This window comes from Sphingomonas sp. EU05-FHT14C10 (genome assembly GCF_058790595.1).
On record NZ_JBYTEN010000013.1, the window covers coordinates 14,006 to 29,401 of the forward strand.

The 15,396-nt window shown below is 64.7% G+C and carries 18 protein-coding genes; 7 read left to right on the top strand and 11 right to left on the bottom strand.

Annotated features, from left to right (window positions below; translation table 11 throughout):
- Positions 1–4: 4 nt before the first annotated feature.
- The 7 genes from AC3WT0_RS13310 to AC3WT0_RS13340 form a co-directional block, all read right to left on the bottom strand.
- Positions 5–544 carry a PRC-barrel domain-containing protein gene (locus tag AC3WT0_RS13310; RefSeq protein WP_492753881.1) on the bottom strand — a complete coding sequence of 180 codons (540 nt, stop codon included), beginning with the start codon at positions 542–544 and terminating at the stop codon, positions 5–7.
- A 175-nt stretch (positions 545–719) separates the two neighbouring features.
- On the bottom strand, positions 720–2,015 hold the full coding sequence (locus AC3WT0_RS13315; protein ID WP_492753882.1) for a PQQ-dependent sugar dehydrogenase: 1,296 nt from the start codon (positions 2,013–2,015) through the stop codon (positions 720–722).
- Positions 2,012–2,455 (bottom strand): DUF2231 domain-containing protein, encoded by a 444-nt coding sequence (locus AC3WT0_RS13320; protein ID WP_492753883.1) that lies wholly within the window; start codon positions 2,453–2,455, stop codon positions 2,012–2,014. The genes AC3WT0_RS13315 and AC3WT0_RS13320 overlap by 4 nt, the downstream gene beginning before the upstream one ends.
- On the bottom strand, positions 2,445–2,603 hold the full coding sequence (locus AC3WT0_RS13325) for a DUF3309 family protein (protein ID WP_492753884.1): 159 nt from the start codon (positions 2,601–2,603) through the stop codon (positions 2,445–2,447). The genes AC3WT0_RS13320 and AC3WT0_RS13325 overlap by 11 nt, the downstream gene beginning before the upstream one ends.
- Positions 2,604–2,740: 137 nt before the next feature.
- Positions 2,741–3,442, bottom strand: a complete 702-nt coding sequence (gene gst / locus AC3WT0_RS13330; RefSeq protein WP_492753885.1) for a glutathione transferase, Atu5508 family — start codon at positions 3,440–3,442, stop codon at positions 2,741–2,743.
- Positions 3,443–3,622: 180 nt separating this feature from the next.
- Positions 3,623–3,901, bottom strand: a complete 279-nt coding sequence (locus AC3WT0_RS13335; protein WP_492753886.1) for a hypothetical protein — start codon at positions 3,899–3,901, stop codon at positions 3,623–3,625.
- A 254-nt stretch (positions 3,902–4,155) separates the two neighbouring features.
- Positions 4,156–5,043, bottom strand: coding sequence for an SDR family oxidoreductase (locus tag AC3WT0_RS13340; RefSeq protein ID WP_492753887.1), 888 nt, complete (start codon positions 5,041–5,043; stop codon positions 4,156–4,158).
- A 203-nt stretch (positions 5,044–5,246) separates the two neighbouring features.
- Here AC3WT0_RS13340 and AC3WT0_RS13345 point away from each other — a divergent pair, with 203 nt between their 5' ends.
- From AC3WT0_RS13345 to AC3WT0_RS13355, 3 genes are read left to right on the top strand one after another with little or no spacing between them, the layout of a single operon-like run.
- A complete protein-coding gene (locus AC3WT0_RS13345) occupies positions 5,247–5,549 on the top strand; it encodes a DUF3175 domain-containing protein (RefSeq protein ID WP_492753888.1) in 303 nt (100 codons plus the stop codon).
- Between the two features lie 13 nt (positions 5,550–5,562).
- The gene (locus AC3WT0_RS13350; RefSeq protein ID WP_492753889.1) at positions 5,563–5,742 is read left to right on the top strand and encodes a hypothetical protein; all 180 of its coding nucleotides are present in this window, start codon (positions 5,563–5,565) and stop codon (positions 5,740–5,742) included.
- 23 nt (positions 5,743–5,765) lie between these two features.
- Complete coding sequence (locus AC3WT0_RS13355) at positions 5,766–6,032, top strand: DUF2171 domain-containing protein (protein ID WP_492753890.1); 267 nt, start codon at positions 5,766–5,768, stop codon at positions 6,030–6,032.
- A gap of 27 nt (positions 6,033–6,059) precedes the next feature.
- On the opposite strand, the gene AC3WT0_RS13360 is transcribed toward AC3WT0_RS13355, so the two are convergent.
- A complete protein-coding gene (locus AC3WT0_RS13360; protein WP_492753891.1) occupies positions 6,060–7,292 on the bottom strand; it encodes an NAD(P)/FAD-dependent oxidoreductase in 1,233 nt (410 codons plus the stop codon).
- A 34-nt stretch (positions 7,293–7,326) separates the two neighbouring features.
- Positions 7,327–7,935 carry a flavodoxin family protein gene (locus tag AC3WT0_RS13365; RefSeq protein ID WP_492753892.1) on the bottom strand — a complete coding sequence of 203 codons (609 nt, stop codon included), beginning with the start codon at positions 7,933–7,935 and terminating at the stop codon, positions 7,327–7,329.
- Between the two features lie 171 nt (positions 7,936–8,106).
- Between AC3WT0_RS13365 and AC3WT0_RS13370 the strand changes: the two genes are divergently transcribed.
- Together AC3WT0_RS13370 and AC3WT0_RS13375 are read left to right on the top strand one after the other, a co-directional pair.
- Entirely contained in the window at positions 8,107–8,619 is a 513-nt protein-coding gene (locus AC3WT0_RS13370; RefSeq protein WP_492753893.1) for a hemerythrin domain-containing protein, read from the top strand.
- Positions 8,620–8,625: 6 nt separating this feature from the next.
- Positions 8,626–10,866, top strand: coding sequence for a hypothetical protein (locus tag AC3WT0_RS13375; RefSeq protein ID WP_492753894.1), 2,241 nt, complete (start codon positions 8,626–8,628; stop codon positions 10,864–10,866).
- Positions 10,867–10,872: 6 nt separating this feature from the next.
- Here the strand turns inward: AC3WT0_RS13375 and AC3WT0_RS13380 are convergent, their stop codons facing one another.
- The gene (locus AC3WT0_RS13380) at positions 10,873–11,166 is read right to left on the bottom strand and encodes a plasmid stabilization protein (protein ID WP_492753895.1); all 294 of its coding nucleotides are present in this window, start codon (positions 11,164–11,166) and stop codon (positions 10,873–10,875) included.
- Between the two features lie 127 nt (positions 11,167–11,293).
- Between AC3WT0_RS13380 and AC3WT0_RS13385 the strand changes: the two genes are divergently transcribed.
- The gene (locus AC3WT0_RS13385; RefSeq protein WP_492753896.1) at positions 11,294–12,082 is read left to right on the top strand and encodes an SDR family oxidoreductase; all 789 of its coding nucleotides are present in this window, start codon (positions 11,294–11,296) and stop codon (positions 12,080–12,082) included.
- A 102-nt stretch (positions 12,083–12,184) separates the two neighbouring features.
- A complete protein-coding gene (locus AC3WT0_RS13390; protein WP_492753897.1) occupies positions 12,185–12,568 on the top strand; it encodes a PRC-barrel domain-containing protein in 384 nt (127 codons plus the stop codon).
- 322 nt (positions 12,569–12,890) lie between these two features.
- Here AC3WT0_RS13390 and ligD read toward each other — a convergent pair whose 3' ends face one another.
- Positions 12,891–15,395 (bottom strand): DNA ligase D, encoded by a 2,505-nt coding sequence (gene ligD, locus AC3WT0_RS13395; RefSeq protein ID WP_492753898.1) that lies wholly within the window; start codon positions 15,393–15,395, stop codon positions 12,891–12,893.
- Position 15,396: the final 1 nt, after the last annotated feature.

The following is a 15,396-nucleotide window of genomic DNA, read 5'->3' on the forward strand; positions in this document are numbered from 1 at the left end:
AGTCCTAAACTGACTGCAATTTGTCGAACTGTGTGCGGGTCAGATCGGTGAGAAGCCGGTCGTCTTCGATGGAAACCTGGCACCACGGCACTTGCCTGAAGCCAGACGTCGCGGCGTCCTTGTCGGCGGTGCGAACCAGAACGAACCTGGCCTCGCCGTTCGATTTGTCGGCCAGCGCGCCAACCACGTCACCCAATACGATGCCCGCCCGGGTCCGGACCGTCATGCCGATCATGTCTTCAAAGCTGAAAAGCTCGCTGCCGGCACGACGATGACGGCGCCTGGATTTTGCGATGGCGTCCTCCGCCTGCGCGCGCCGGTAAAGCCACCGCCACACACCGAACAGATCGACAATGGCGAGGAACGCGTTTGACCACAGAAGCTGACGCTGGCCGGTGAACGCTCCAACGGCACACCAGGCCAATGCGCCAATGAAGAATATCGCAAAGCCGGTGCCGGTCACCCTCGCGCCCAGATTGGCGGCGGTCATGATGGCGGCTACACACGTCGCTGCCAGCGCCAGCCAACCAAGGCTATCGACCATCGGGAACGCCGCGGGCCTCGTATCTCTGCGTCAATCGCAATCGGCGCATCTGGGCGAGAATCTCGTCTGCCGGCCTGCCCAGAACGGAGGCCATCTGGTGTATGGGCCATCCTTTCCACAAGAATGCCCGAAGCCTGCGATTGGCGGCTTCCGGCCAGGACGGCTCCGTCATCGATCAGCCTCCCGTCACTCGCCAGACGGTGTTCCCGAGATCGTCAGCGATCAGGAGTGCCCCGGCCTTGTCGAGCGCAAGGCCGACCGGACGACCCCGCGCTTTCTCGCCGACGACGAACCCAGTCACAACGTCAATTGCCTTGCCCACCGGCCGACCGTTGGCGAATGGCACATAGATCACCTTGTAGCCGTTGAGATGGCCGCGATCCCAACTGCCATGCTCTCCGACAAAGGCACCTGATCGCCACTGCGCCGGCAACGCGGCGGCATCGTTCGAAAAGACCATGCCAAGCGGCGCGACATGGCTGCTCAGCCCGTAATCGGGGACGATAGCCTTCGCCACGAGATCGGGGCGTTGCGGCATCACACGCGGGTCCACATGCTGCCCCCAATAGCTGTAGGGCCATCCATAGAACCCGCCGTCGCGCACCGACGTAAGATAGTCGGGGACGAGATCGGGACCCAGTTCGTCACGCTCGTTGACCACGGCCCACAGCGCATGGGTCTGCGGCTCGAACTGCAGGCCGTTCGGGTTGCGCAGCCCGGTGCCGAACAGGCGATGCGCGCCGGTTGCGCGGTCGACTTCCCAGATCGCTGCACGGTCGCGCTCGGCGTCCATGCCGTTCTCGGTGATATTGCTGTTCGAACCGACCCCGACATAGAGCTTGCTGCCGTCGGGGCTCGCAACCAGGCTTTTGGTATAATGATGGTCGATCGGGCCGCCCGGCAGGTCGACCAGCCTGGTGCCCGGCGCGGTAATCCGGGTCTGGCCCGGCTGATAGGGATAGCGCACGATCGCGTCGGTATTGGCGACGTAGAGATCGTTGCCGACCAGGGCGACGCCGAACGGTGAGTTCAATCCGGTGATGAATTTGGTCCGCACATCCGGCAGGCCGTCGCCATTGGTGTCGCGCAGCAGGATGATGTCCATCCCGGCGTTGGCATCGCCATGGCCGTGGGCCTGGATCATCGCCATGACAATGTCCTTGGGCCGGTGGACCGGCTCGGGCGGTCCGTCGGTCTCGACGACAAGGATGTCGCCGTTGGGCAACGTGTAGAGCGAGCGCGGATGGGCAAGGCCGGTCGCCAGCGCCTGCACCTTGAGGCCGGCCGGCACGCTCGGCGTCGCGCTGCCCCATGGCGCCGGCGGAACCACGTGCATGGGCGGGACAAGATACTGGCTGATCGCCGGCAGATCCGGATTGGCGCCGATCTGCCGGGTGGGATCGCCGCCCTGTCTGGCGCAGGCAGCGAGCGTCAGGGAAAGGCTCGTTCCGAGAAGAGCGGCGCGGATCATCGCACACTCCCCAAGTTCCGGCGGATCAGCAGCACGCCGATGACCGCGGTTGCCGCCAGCGCCAAAACGGTCAGTACCGAAAGAACCAGTCCGACGGGCATCGCGCCATAGGCATCGCGGCTGTGAACGAAATTGTCGGACAGAGCGATGATCATGGCGACAGCATAGGCGGAGGCATATGGCCAGATCAGCCGGTTGGCGCGTACCCGGGGACGAAAGAGATCGATCAGGCCGACGATCGCCGCCAGCGCGCCGACGATCATGCCGGCGGCCAGCAGCCAGTCGGAGAAATTCTTCCAGGTGACGTCAAAGGTCCGCGCATAGGCGATATCAGTACTCATCGCTGCTACGAAACAGACCAGCGGTGCCGCGAGCAGCGACAGATGCATCGGGCGGCTGGCCGCCAGATGCGGCGATACGGCTCCACCATCAGATGCCATTGCTGAGTACTACAACGAGAAGGACAATCAGAAGGATGGTGCCCAGGCCAACCGGCGCATATCCCCAATTGGCGTTGTAGGCGCCCTGGCGGGGAAAGGCACCCGCCAGCCACAGCACCAGCAGGATAATGAGGATGGTGATCAACATCTCCAGGCCCTCTCGGTTATGTCCCACCAGAATGCGCACGACGGAGTGGAAGTTCCCCGCTTCAGGTCCGGCCGGGAAATCACTGCATGCTGCACGTCTCCGGTGATGCGGCGCCCGCGAGACCCGCAGCGACCACGTCAGGCACCAAGGACCTTGCGCAGCGAGGCCTCGATCTCACCCCCGCAATAGGCATCGCCGTAATCCTCACGTGCCCTGGCTGCGAGTGCCGCCAATGGCGGCAGGGAGGAAATCCGTCTCGTCAAGGCGGTGGTCATTGGCATCGCCTCCTCCAGGATCGCGGCGATCGCGGCAAAGCGATCGGCCATGGTCGACCACAGGGTGGCGGTCACGATATCGGCAACGCCCGGTGTTTCGCCGCCGAGCATATAGCCGGAATGGGTCGACAGCCCGTGGCGACGGCCGGTTTCCTCCCAGAGCGACGCCCATTTTCTCAGGCGCGGAACGAATTCCTTCCACCGTTCATGCGTCCACATCTGCCGGCCGCCGTCGAGGGTGATCTCATCTATCACGTCATTCGCATCGTTGACGATCTTCATGGTCAGCGCGCGCAAGGCTGAACTGGCAGGCAACAGCTCCAGCGTCTCGCCGAGGTAGAGGATGATCGCCGGCATCTCGGCAATGGCGACGTCGGCCTGGTTGTCGATCAGAAGCGGCGGTCCCATGAACGGCACCGGCATGTCGCTGACCGGCCCGTCCATCAGCGCGGAGATCGCGGCGTCGCCGGCCTCGCGCCATGATTTGCCGGCATACGCCAGAACGGCGCGCACGAACTGGCCGCGAAACGGCGCAGACCAGTAATACAGGTCATAATCGGGCATGAGAACTCAGCATGGCTTGTGATTTCCCATGGCGGAGGGGCAAGATCGTGCGGTTCCCGGCAGGATCAAGATCCGGTCCTGCACAATTACCCCCAACCCATCAGCCGCGGCGGCAACGCGGACGTGCGGATCGGATGCCGGGAAGGGAATGCGCGGCGGGATCCGCCGCCGCGCCAGACATTAATGTTTGTTCCTGTCCATCGCGTCGGCCTTGTTCTCGCCAGCCGCGCGAACCGCATCAGCCTTGTTGTTCAGGGCATCGGCGGCGTTGTCCATGGCGTCTTCGGTGTTGCTGGCCATGGCACTGCCTTCGTCGCGGATCGCTGCCGCATTGGCGTCCATGGCATCCGCGACGTTGTCGGCATTGGATGCGACGTTGTCGGCCGCGTCCGTCCTGTGACCGCAGGCCGCAAGCGGCAGGGCCATCGTTGCGGCGATCAGGAGAAATTTCTTGTTCATGGGCTTTCCCTTCCGGAACAGTTTATAAGGCCGGCCGGTTGGACCTCTCAGGTGAGAAGGTCCGTAGCCGCCCTCGTCCCAACACCTGTAAGTGCCAGGAGTTGCGAGGGCGGCCCGGATTTCTCTCCTGGACTTCGGTCGGGAGGCTGCCCTGCCAAAATGCTCCCGGCGGGGCAGCCTTTCTCGAACGGAATGCGCAGCCCACGTGCGCCAGCAAGACACGGTGCCCGGCGCGCATGATCCTGCCAGCGCACTCAACTCACGCCTGTGCCGCCGTTGGCGCCAAAGACGCTGCCGGTCGTGAAGCTGTTGCCGGATTCAGCCAGGGTCACGTACAGCCCCGCGAGTTCAGCGGGCTGGCCCGCACGGCCGAGCGGCGTGTCCTGTCCGAACCCTTCGACCTTGCCGGGAAGCTGGCCGCCCGAAATCTGGAGCGGCGTCCATACCGGGCCCGGCGCCACGGCATTGACGCGGATGCCTTTGGGGGCGAGCTGCTTGGCGAGTCCCTTGGTGAAAATCTCGATTGCGCCCTTGGTGGTGGCATAATCGAGCAGGTCGTCGGCCGGGTTGAAGCTGTTGACACTGGCGGTGTTGATGATCGCCGATCCGGCCGGCATGAGTTCCGACGCACGCTTCGACATCCAGAACATCGCATAGATATTGGTCTTCATCGTGCGGTCGAACTGTTCGTGGGAGATATCCGCTATCGATTTCTGCGCCTGTTGGTAGCCGGCATTGATCACCAGGATGTCGAGCCCGCAAAGACACTCCCTGGCATCGTCCACGAGTTTAACGCAGAATTGCTCGTCGGTCAGATCGCCGGGGAGCTGGACCAGATCGAGGCCATCGCGTGCCAGAACGCCTTTCAGATCGTCGGCATCGACCTGCTCGCGCGGGTGATAGTTGATCGCCACCTGCGCGCCTTCGCGCGCGAAGGCGATGGCGGCGGCCCGGCCAATCCCTGAATCACCGCCGGTGACCAATGCGCGTCGACCTTCGAGACGGCTGCTGCCGCGATAGCTCTTCTCTCCGCAATCGGGCACCGGGTCCATATCGCGTTGCAGGCCGGGCCAGTCCTGCGGCTGCTCGGCAAACCCTTGCGAATGATATTTGTCCTTGGGGTCGATCAACAGGGATTCCATGGCTGGCTCCTCGGTCTCGGGTGCTGGCAATCTTGCTCATGAACCTTGGGCAGCGCGCGGCGGTTCCGCCGCCCGCAGAAACCGGACCGGCTGATCGCCGGTTATGCGACGACACGAGCGCGATTCAGGAAAGACCGAGTGCGCATGAGAGGCCGACCGCGCCGAACGGGCGTTGAGGCATCATCAGCGAAAAGGCAGCAATCATGGCGCAGGAAAAATGGTCGCACGAGGTAACCAGGCACAGCGACGCGCTGGATCTCGACGAGGGCGTGTTCAAGCAGGACGATCCGGCGAAGATCGCCGCCTCGCTCAAACGATCGGCCGAGCACAGCAAGCGCCGCAAGGGCACGCCGCTGCAATCGGCGATGAGCATGCTCAATTTCTATATCAACCGTGCAGGCGACAATCTGGGCGAGAGCCAGCGGCATGTGCTCGAAAAGGCCAAGGATGAGCTGCGCGAGGCATTCGGCAAGGACCCCGCCCCCCGCTCGAAAACCCATGGCTGACCAGGAGATGACAATGCAGGACCGGTCAAAAGATCGCGGCGATCGCGACGATGTACCCCGCGGCCCGTTGGGCGATGCCCGGCCGGACGCCGGCGGCGACGGGCAGACCGAGGGCGGGCAGCCCCCGGAGAAGGTGGAGGATCGGCCGGGTGTCAGCACCGTCAAGCCCGAGGACTATCCGTCGCAACAGTGAATTCCCGCAACAGGAGCATGAACATGACCGATCTCAGCCAGATTCGCGAGCATATGGAAATCATCGGCGCTGACGGCGTCCATATCGGCACCGTGGACAAGGTCGAAGGCGACCGGATCAAGATGACGAGAGCGGACAGCGGATCGCACGACGATCATCATCATTATCTCTCGGGCGGTCTGGTGGCGGCCATCGAGGGCGACCGGGTTCGCCTTTCGGCGGCCGGCGCGGCGGCAGTCATGCTCGAGGAGGAAGAAGACGGGGAGCCGCTCGCTGACAGGAATCCCTGAGCCGGCGGGCACGAGGCCCCTTGGCACTCATCCAAACCGATAAGGGCTGAAACAGTCGCGGTCGGGATCCTCGATGCGGCGTATTTCGCGCTCGAGGATATCGGCGGCGAGGCTCGCGAACGCGATGCCGTTGCCACCAAAGCCCGCCGCAAGCCAGACGTGCGGCATCGTCGCTACGGCGCCGATCGCCGGCAGGCCATCGGGCGAGGAGCCGAAAGTCGCTGCCCATTGGCGATCGATCGCGACCGGGCCGGCCTGGAGCATCGCTTCCAGCCTCGCGGCGATCGCCCCGGCCTTCGCCCCGGCCTTCGCCCCGAGCAGGGCATCGCGCGCGCTTTCGTCCGGCGACGCAATGTCCTCGCCCCCGGCAATGATCCGGCCCAGCCGGTCGGTGCGGACATAGAGGTACGGGTCGGACGCTTCCCAGATCATCGCCCGTTCATGCCAGAGCGGCGCCGCGCCCGGCGCGGTGGCAATCGCGAATGTCGAATGAAGCGCAAAGGCGGGAGGCAGGAACAGGCTCGCCCGCTCATAGCCGGTGGCAAGGATCACCTCCCTTGCGCGACAGCGTCGCCCATCGGCGGTTTCGACGACGACGCCGTCCCCGGCGGGGTGGAGCGCGGTGACGTCGGCGGGCCAGACCAGCGTGGCGCCCCGGCGACAGGCGCTGTCGAGCATCGCATGGCAGAGGCGGACCGGTTCGATTTCGAATCCGCCTTCCGACACGATACCCGCGCGCGGGGCGATACCGAAGCGTCGCGCAACGTCATCGGCGCCAAGAAAGTCTGACGGCAGGCCATGCCGCCGGTGCATCGCCGCCTCCTCGACCAGCCCGTCTTCGTCGAGGATCGTGCCGTCGAGATAGAGGACCGGGCATTCCACCCGGGCGCCGTCGATCTCCAGCGCGTCGATCCTGTCCGCGAAGTTCCGGACCGCGTGGTGCACGCGTTGCCAGCGCCGGGCCGCCTCCGCCTCGCCGATCTCGCGCGCAAGGTGTGTCAGCGGCACATCCGCTGCCCACATGATCTCCGCCGTCGATGCGGCGGTGCTGCCGCAACCGGGCGGGCGGCGGTCGAACAACGCGATGCGCCGGTCCCCGTCGCTCAGACGTTCGGCGATGATCGCGCCCGCGATCCCCGATCCCACGATGGCGATATCCACCGGACCCGCCGGAAAGCGACCGGGCGGATACACCGCCCACTTCGCTTCGTCCCAGGGGACCTCGCCACTGCGCAGATCGTGCGCTTCGGTAAGTGTCATCCGGCAAGCGGCCCGGCGCCGGTCGATATACCCCTCATCCGGGATAGGCCTGCCGGCTGAGCAGCCCGGCCAGATGCGCGGCATTGCCTGCCACCATCTTCGCGGTCTTCGCCACCATCTCCGGCGTCGCGTCGAGATCCTTGAAGTCGGTCGACCCCATCGCCTCGCCGACCCAGTAACATGCCGCGACAGCGGGAATGGTCCAGCCGACATCGTTGAGCGCCTGGAAAATCTGCGCAGAGCAGAAATGCGCCCCGTCCTCATTACCGACGATCGCCGCTACGGCGACTTTGCCATAACTCGGCATCCGCCCCTCATCGTCGGTCTCGGACAGGAAGGCGTCCATGCGTTCCAACACGCGCTTCGCAATGCTGCCGACCTGTCCCAGCCAGATCGGCCCGCCCAGGATCAGGATGTCATGGGCGAGAATTTTCTCGCGCAACGCCGGCCAGTCGTCGCCCTCACCCTCGTCGGAGGTTACGCCGGGCTTGATATTGAGTGCGGCGACGCGGACGGTATCGCTGACCGCAACGTCCCGATCGCGAAACGCCTGCGCCAGCACCGCGATCATCGCATCGGTGGATGACGGTTCGTCGGAATCGCTTTTCAACGTGCAATTGAGCGGCAGCGCCTTGATCGCCATGACGTCTCTCCTGTTCGCAGCCGTCTTTCGCCTTGTCCTGCACGGCTGGAACTCAACCCCTTGGCCGGCCCGGCGTTCCGCCTGACCGATAACAATCCTGTCGATACGCCAAAGGCGGAACCCGAACATCATCCGGGCTTTTCACCATCAGGAGAGTTCGGGAGAATATCGATGGCCGACCAGACCTATACCGACGCAATCGCGCTGCTGAAGGCCGACCACCGCAAGGTCGAGCAGTTGTTCGAGCAATATGAAGCCGCGAGCGGGTCGGCGAACAAGAAGAAGCTCGCTCACCAGATTTGCACTGAACTCAAGGTCCACACCGCGATCGAAGAGGAAATCTTCTACCCCGCCTTCCGCGGCAGGATCGAGGACGACACGCTGGACGAAGCCTATGTCGAGCATGACGGCGCAAAGGTGCTGGTCAACGACATCGAGGCCGGGGCGCCAGGCGATGAATTCTATGATGCCAAGGTCCATGTGCTTTCCGAAGAGATCAAGCATCACGTCCATGAAGAGGAGATGCCGGCGGAAGGCATGTTCGCGCAGTGTCGCAAGGCCGATGTCGATCTGGTCGCCTTGCGTGATGCGATGCTGGCCCGCAAGAATGAGCTGATGGCGACGGCCCGGACGGGGACCCTGCCACCAGCCGAGCCGCGAGCGGTCAATCTGCAGCCCGCTTGAGGCTGCGTGAGTGCGCATCATCGGCCCCCGGCAGCCAGGCCGGACACGGTAAAGGGAGTCGCGCCAGGCGTCGCATTGCTGCGCGAGGAATTGCGCGGGAGGACGATGCGGCGGCTGGGCGAGCTTCGCCTCGGGATGCATGCGGTGCGGCTGTGTGCGGGCCATGATGCGGCCTGGGTGATTATCAGGCGCGCAGGCAGGGGCGGCATCGCGATGCGGGCGGCTTTCTGTCCTGCCGGATACAAGGATATGCGCCTCGTCCCCCCTGATGCCGGTGAGGCGGCGCGGATCGAGATCGACAGCGCGATCGGTCGCCATCGTATCGCGGTTCGCCTCCATGACGACGCAATACCCGTGCTGCGCGTGACCACCACGCTGGAACCCGCAGAGCCGCTGCTCGCCAGTTTTGTGCCGCGCGACCTCTATCCGCTCGATGCGCAGGGCGATCCCCTCGGTGCTGAGGGCACGGTCGAGGCGGCGCAACGCGGATACAACACCGGCGCAGTCTATTTCCGGCTCACCGAACCGGCATTCGGCAGCGCGCTCTATGTGCAGAATTTTACGGCGCTCAACGACTATTTCCGCGCAACCGACACCAGGCCCGACGGTGCCGTGGGCGGCGTGTGGCCGGAGATCGGTTTCCTGCTCCCGACCCCACCCCAGCACGGCATTCCCCCGGTCGAGCCGCTGCCGCAGACGCGCGAAACGGTGATCTCCGACGCCCTTCTCGCCATTCACGAAGATGCCGCCGGCGACGAACAGGATATGGCCAGGCGTTATCTGTCACTGCTTGGTGCGGCGCGACGGCATATCGATGCGCCCGAGACCCGGTACCGGGACTGGGTGAGCCGCGCCGAGCGCACGCTGGACGACCTGTCCAGATCCCCCAAGGCGACGATCCGCCATTACGGGCATCTGTATGTCCACCCCTATACCGATGCCGAATATCCGGATTCGATGGTCCAGCTGTCGGTGCTCGCGGCGCTCCGCGACTATGAGGTCTGGAGCGGCGCCAAAGCGCCGCTCGGCGCCGAGATGGCCGCGGGGTTGGGGAAATTCTACGACCCCAGGCTCAAGGCGCTGCGTCGCTACCTGCCCAATGTTGGCAGGGACAAGGACCGCAACGCGGTCGACAGCTGGTATCTCTATCACCCCCTGTCGCGGCTGGGTCGACTGGCGATCGATGGCGACAGGCGCGCGCGCCGACTGTTCGAAAAGTCGATCGGGTTCGGCATCCGCGCAGCCCGTCATTTCGGTTACAAATGGCCGATCCAGTATGATCTTCGCGATTTCCGGGTGATAACGCAGTCGCGCGACGATACGGGGCTGGGCCAGACCGACGTCGGCGGGCTCTATGCCTATGTTATGCTGCAGGCCTTCGAGCTGACCGATGAGTGGTGCTATCTGGACGAAGCACGCGCCGCGATCGACGCAGCGAAGGGCATGCGGTTCGAGCTCAACTATCAGGCCAATCTGACCGCCTGGGGGGCGGTGGCCTGTCTCCGGCTGTGGCGCATCACCAACGAGGAAGCCTATCTGCGCCAGAGCTACGTCTTTCTCGCCAGCTTCTTCCACAATACGGCGATGTGGGAGTCGCAGATTGCGAATGCCCGTCACTATCGCAATTTCCTGGGCGTCACCGCCCTCCACGATGCGCCGTATATGGCGATGTACGAATGTTTCGACAGCTTCGCCGCGTTCGAGCGCTACCTGAAGGACAGCGGACCGGACCTTGATCCGGCGGTGCGGTTGTTGCTCACCGACTATTGCCGCCACGCGCTTGACCGGGCGTGGTTCTATTATCCCGATGCGCTTCCGGCGGAGGCGATTGCCGGCGAGCAGCGGGAGAATAACGGCCATGTCGACCGTTCGCTCTCCTTTCCGCTGGAGGATCTCTATATCGATGGCCAGCCGGCGGGCCAGGTAGGTCAGGAGATTTACGGCGCCGGCGCGGCGTTTGTGTTCGCGAGCCGCGCGTTCCATCACGTCCACGAAGCACCGTTCCGCATCTTCTGCGATCATTTCCTCCTCGCCAGCGAGCGCCCCTCGGAACGCACGCTCAGTTTCCAGCTTGGCGGGGTCGAAGGCTGGGAGGCAGGCCTGTCGCTCGTTCGCGTCGGTCGTGCCAAACTGCCCGAATTCCGCGTGACGACGCTGGCAGGTGATCCGATCCCCGTTCACGCCAGTCAAAAAGACCGCGTCGACTATCGCGTGCCGGCGGACGGGCGGATTTCAATTGCCTGGTGACGAAACTCAATGCGCATTTGCGCGTCGCGTTTCCCAACCTTTCCTGGCTGCCGCGGAACGACTGGACGCGCTCTGCGAACTGCCGCCCTTGTGGCCGCCCTTTCGCGCGCTGTCGTGATTTCCGGTCTTTCCGCGACCGGAGCCCGATTTCTTGCCGCCTCCGGATTCCTTGTTCACCGTCGCCCAGGCGCGACGCTCCGCTTCCTTATGGCTGACGCCGCGATCCTCATATCCTTCCTCGATATGCCCGGCCTTGCGCTTTTGCTTGTCAGTATAGCTGCTCTTGTCTCCACGGGGCATGGCTCTTTCTCCCTCGACAATCCTCAAGGCGTAACGCGCGGGGAAACCCGAAGTGCCGGAAAGCACGCGATACATGCCCGCGGAACCGGGGCTGGCTCGTTCGGGTTCAGCACAACGGAGGAACATCATGTCCGATCTTGCCCAAGTGCCTGAACCCGGGACCATTGATGCAGGGGATGCTCACACCGGGCAGCCGGGCCTCGCCGGCCGCAAGGCGGTGGTCACCGGCGGAACGACCGGCATTGGCCGCGCGATCGCCGTCCTGCTCGCCGCCGGAGGAGCGAAGGTGTTCGTCTGCGGCCGGACGCCCGGGCACCTTGAAGACGCGCTCACGCGAATCCGTGCAGTTGGCGAAGGCGACGGGATCACTGTCGATCTCGCCAGCCGCGACGCCGTAGAAAAATTCTTCGACGCTGCGGGAGCCTTCCTGGGCGGGTTGGACATTGCGGTGATCAACGCCGCAGTGCCGGCGGAAGCGCTGGAGGAGACGCGGGATGACGAGACCGATTACCAGATCGCGGTGGATTTCACCGCATATCTGACCACTGCGCAAATGGCCGCCAGGCGCATGAAGGCCGGCAGCGACATCATATTGATCGGCTCGACATCCGCAGTTTCGCAAAGCGGTGGCAATTCGATCTACGTCGCAGCCAAATCGGGTATACAGGGATTTGCCCATTCCCTGCGCCAGGAACTCGCCGAGCAGGATATCAAGGTAGGACTGATCGAACCGGGTTTCACCGGTGCCGACTTCCAGTATCCCGACTTCCCGCCCGAAAAGCAGCGTGAGTTGATCCGCGAAGCCAGAATGCTGCGTGCGGAGGATATCGCTGTCGCGGCGCAATTCATGCTCACCCAGCCGCGCCGGACCGCCGTTTCGCTGATGCGGGTCGAAACACGCCGCGAGCACCCCTGAAGGCGCGCGAGCCGGAATCGACGCGATGATCTCTCGGCGCGTCGCATGGTGGGGATAGCGACGAGGGCTGACGGGTTCATCTCCGGGGCATGAAGGAGAAGGATGATGAACGACACCATCGCGACCACCGAGACCACCGAGACTCCTCGGCTTATCGCTTCGAACAAGGTCGACGGGACCTCGGTCTATAATCTCGAGGGCGAAAAACTCGGTTCGATCTATAATTTCATGGTCAACAAGCGCTCAGGCCAGGTCGAATATGCTGTCCTGACCTTTGGCGGGCTCTTCGGGCTGGGCGCCGATTATTACCCGTTGCCCTGGGACGTACTGACCTATCAGCCGGAACAGGGCGGCTATGTGATCAATCTCGACAAAAGCCTGCTTGAAAAAGCGCCGCATTATCCTGCCGATCGCGAGCCCGAATATAACGAGGACTTCGGGCGTCGCGTCCATGATTATTACGGGCTGGGCTATCCCACGCTCTGACTGCCGGCCCGGCCAGCCCGGCCGGGCCGATTTTTCCTCTATTCCACATCAGCACCCGTCACCTGCGCCAGCCTCGCACAAGGTTCATCAGGCGGGGAAACGCCGCGCTCAAAAGCGCGGGCGCGATATTCGCGCCCCATTGCGCGGTGCAGATTTGCGATGGCTGGCGTCGCGGCGCAACGCGCCCGCTCCTCGGATTGCAAGGCCCGCTTCAATAGATATTCGCTGTCTGGTCCGGGCATCGACTCTCTCCTGCCCGCCGCCCGATCTTCTGTATGACAGAAAGCCAGCGCGCTTGCGAATCCCTGCCCGGAAGCCCTGACTATATCGGAGGAAGCGTCTGCGCGACGCGGCACCAGTCGTGCAGTTCCTTGCTTCGTGCCCTACCGACCAGTGCCGCCGCATCGTCGATATGAAACGGGCGCGCGTCCTTCAGGTCAGCCAGTTCGTCCCAGCTGATCGGCGCCGCCACCGACGACACCTCGCGGGCGCGCGCCGAATAGGGCATCACGGCGGTCGCGCCGCGTTCGTTGCGCAGCCAGTCGATGAAGATGCGCCCCTTGCGCTGGGCCTTGCGCATGTTTGCGGTGAAACGCTTTGGGTGTGCTTCGGCGACGGCGCGGGCGAAACGCGAGGCGAAATCCTTCACCGCGCTCCAGTCGGCCGTGCCGTCGAGGCTGGCGATCACATGAATGCCCTTCCCCCCGGTCGCCATCGGGAAGGTCGCCAGCCCCATTTCGCCCAGCAGGTCGCGGATCTGCAGCGCCCCGCGCCGCACCTCGGCGAAGTCGAGCCCTTCCTCGGGATCGAGATCGAACACCAGCCGGTCGGGATGCTCGATATCGCTCGCCGGTGCTCCCCAGCCGTGAAACTCGATGCTGTTCATCTGCACGCAGGTGAGCAGTGCCTCGCCGTCATTGACGACCAGATAATCCGCCGTTCCGCCGTCCTTCTCGCGGATCGCGACATGGTCGACCTTGCCGCCGAACGCACCGCTGTCGTGCTTCTGGAAGAAGCAATGTCGCGCGCGACCCTGCGGGCAGCGCACGAGACTGACCGGTCGGCTGGCGAGCCAGCGCAGGATAGGGTCGGCGACGGTCGCATAATAAGCCGCCAGGTCGCCCTTGGTGCGGCCATCGCGGTCGAAGATCACGCGGTCGGGGTGGGTGATCGCCACACCGAACGGCGGTTCGCCGGAGGTGCTGTCCATGATCGCCGGAGCCTTCTCCTCTACCACGTCCGCTGCAGGCTTGTCCTCACGCAGGCCGAGGAAGCTGGCGTGACGCACCATGCCGTCGCCGGTCATCTCGGCAAAAGCGACCTCGGCGACGAGTTTCGGCGTTACCCAGACGACACCCCTCGCCGCGGCGCGCGGCACGTCGGCAGGCGGAGTCTTGCGGCGCAGCGGCGCGAGGCGCGCGAGCAGCATTTCGCGCGTTTCGGCGTCGAACCCCGTCCCGACCCGCCCGACATGACGGAACGCGTCGCCGTCATGCACGCCCAGCACCAGCGATCGCAGCCCGCGCCCCTTCTTGTCGCTCTCGACATAGCCGATGACGACGAACTCCTGGCGGCGGGTGCATTTGATCTTGAGCCAGTTGCGCGATCGCGTGCTGCGATAGGGCGCATCGGCGCGCTTCGACACCACGCCCTCATAGCCGCCGCGGCACAGTTCGGCGAACAGCTTCTCGCCGCCATTCCCGACATGCTCGGCGAGGTGGAGCGGCGCCTCCGCGCCGGCAAGCAGATCGGCGAGCCGCGCCTTGCGCTCGGCATTGCCCAGCCGGGTGATGTCCTCGCCGCGGTCGCGCAGCAGGTCGAACGCGAAATAGCGTAACGCGCCGCCATGCTTGAGCGCGTGCTGGAGCGCCGAGAAGCCGGGGCGTCCCTTGTCGTCGAGCGCGACGATCTCACCGTCGATCAGGCTGGGGCCCGGCAATCGCGCCGCCGCCGCGACGATCTCCCCGAATCGGTCGGACCAGTCGAGACCCGCGCGCGTATAGGCGATCGCTCGCCCCCCGCCGACGGCAAGCTGCACGCGATAGCCGTCATACTTCACTTCATGCAGCCAGCCCGGCCCGGCAGGCACATGATCGGCCAGCGTCGCGAGCTGCGGCGCGACGAAGGCCGGCGGCTTCGCGTCGTCGGGCGCAGCGCGCGAGCGCGGCGGCTTCTTCCCCGGTGCGTTGGCCGCCGTCCGGTCGGCCCTGGCCTTGTCGCGATCCGAATGCCAGACGGGATCGCCGCCGCCCGCAATCTCCGCCATCGTCCGGCCGCTGTCGACGCTGGTCAGCGCGATGTCGACCAGCCCGCCCGATGCGCCGGCATAAGCATCCTCCACCTTGCGCAGCAGCCAGTTCTCGCGCTTCTCACCCGGCCGCGGCTTCATCCTGACCAGCAGCCACTCGCCCTTCATCCGTTCGCCGTGGAGGATGACATGGACATGCCCTTCCTCGATCGTCTTGGCCGGGTCTTTGCCCCCGACCGCTTCCCAGGTGCCGCGATCCCACAGCATCACCGTCCCTCCACCATATTCGCCTTTGGGGATCGTTCCTTCGAACCCGGCATAGGCCATCGGGTGATCCTCGGTCCGCACCGCGAGGCGCTTGTCGGCGGGATCGAGGCTGGGCCCGCGCGTCACTGCCCAGCTTTTGAGCACGCCGTCCATCTCCAGCCGGAAATCCCAGTGCAGCCGCGTGGCATCGTGCTTCTGGACGATGAACAGGTGGCCGTTGTCGCGCGACCGGGTGCCCTTCGGTTCGGCGGTTCGCCCAAAGTCGCGCTTGCGCTTGTAGGTGGCGAGCGGATCGGGGCTGCGCGCCGCCATG

What these genes read in the sequence shown, in the direction of transcription:
- AC3WT0_RS13310 (WP_492753881.1), bottom strand. Translation starts at nt 544, where the DNA reads ATGGTCGATAGCCTTGGTTGGCTGGCGCTGGCAGCGACGTGTGTAGCC.
- AC3WT0_RS13315 (WP_492753882.1), bottom strand. Translation starts at nt 2,015, where the DNA reads ATGATCCGCGCCGCTCTTCTCGGAACGAGCCTTTCCCTGACGCTCGCT.
- AC3WT0_RS13320 (WP_492753883.1), bottom strand. Translation starts at nt 2,455, where the DNA reads ATGGCATCTGATGGTGGAGCCGTATCGCCGCATCTGGCGGCCAGCCGC.
- AC3WT0_RS13325 (WP_492753884.1), bottom strand. Translation starts at nt 2,603, where the DNA reads ATGTTGATCACCATCCTCATTATCCTGCTGGTGCTGTGGCTGGCGGGT.
- gst (WP_492753885.1), bottom strand. Translation starts at nt 3,442, where the DNA reads ATGCCCGATTATGACCTGTATTACTGGTCTGCGCCGTTTCGCGGCCAG.
- AC3WT0_RS13335 (WP_492753886.1), bottom strand. Translation starts at nt 3,901, where the DNA reads ATGAACAAGAAATTTCTCCTGATCGCCGCAACGATGGCCCTGCCGCTT.
- AC3WT0_RS13340 (WP_492753887.1), bottom strand. Translation starts at nt 5,043, where the DNA reads ATGGAATCCCTGTTGATCGACCCCAAGGACAAATATCATTCGCAAGGG.
- AC3WT0_RS13345 (WP_492753888.1), top strand. Translation starts at nt 5,247, where the DNA reads ATGGCGCAGGAAAAATGGTCGCACGAGGTAACCAGGCACAGCGACGCG.
- AC3WT0_RS13350 (WP_492753889.1), top strand. Translation starts at nt 5,563, where the DNA reads ATGCAGGACCGGTCAAAAGATCGCGGCGATCGCGACGATGTACCCCGC.
- AC3WT0_RS13355 (WP_492753890.1), top strand. Translation starts at nt 5,766, where the DNA reads ATGACCGATCTCAGCCAGATTCGCGAGCATATGGAAATCATCGGCGCT.
- AC3WT0_RS13360 (WP_492753891.1), bottom strand. Translation starts at nt 7,292, where the DNA reads ATGACACTTACCGAAGCGCACGATCTGCGCAGTGGCGAGGTCCCCTGG.
- AC3WT0_RS13365 (WP_492753892.1), bottom strand. Translation starts at nt 7,935, where the DNA reads ATGGCGATCAAGGCGCTGCCGCTCAATTGCACGTTGAAAAGCGATTCC.
- AC3WT0_RS13370 (WP_492753893.1), top strand. Translation starts at nt 8,107, where the DNA reads ATGGCCGACCAGACCTATACCGACGCAATCGCGCTGCTGAAGGCCGAC.
- AC3WT0_RS13380 (WP_492753895.1), bottom strand. Translation starts at nt 11,166, where the DNA reads ATGCCCCGTGGAGACAAGAGCAGCTATACTGACAAGCAAAAGCGCAAG.
- AC3WT0_RS13385 (WP_492753896.1), top strand. Translation starts at nt 11,294, where the DNA reads ATGTCCGATCTTGCCCAAGTGCCTGAACCCGGGACCATTGATGCAGGG.
- AC3WT0_RS13390 (WP_492753897.1), top strand. Translation starts at nt 12,185, where the DNA reads ATGATGAACGACACCATCGCGACCACCGAGACCACCGAGACTCCTCGG.
- ligD (WP_492753898.1), bottom strand. Translation starts at nt 15,395, where the DNA reads ATGGCGGCGCGCAGCCCCGATCCGCTCGCCACCTACAAGCGCAAGCGC.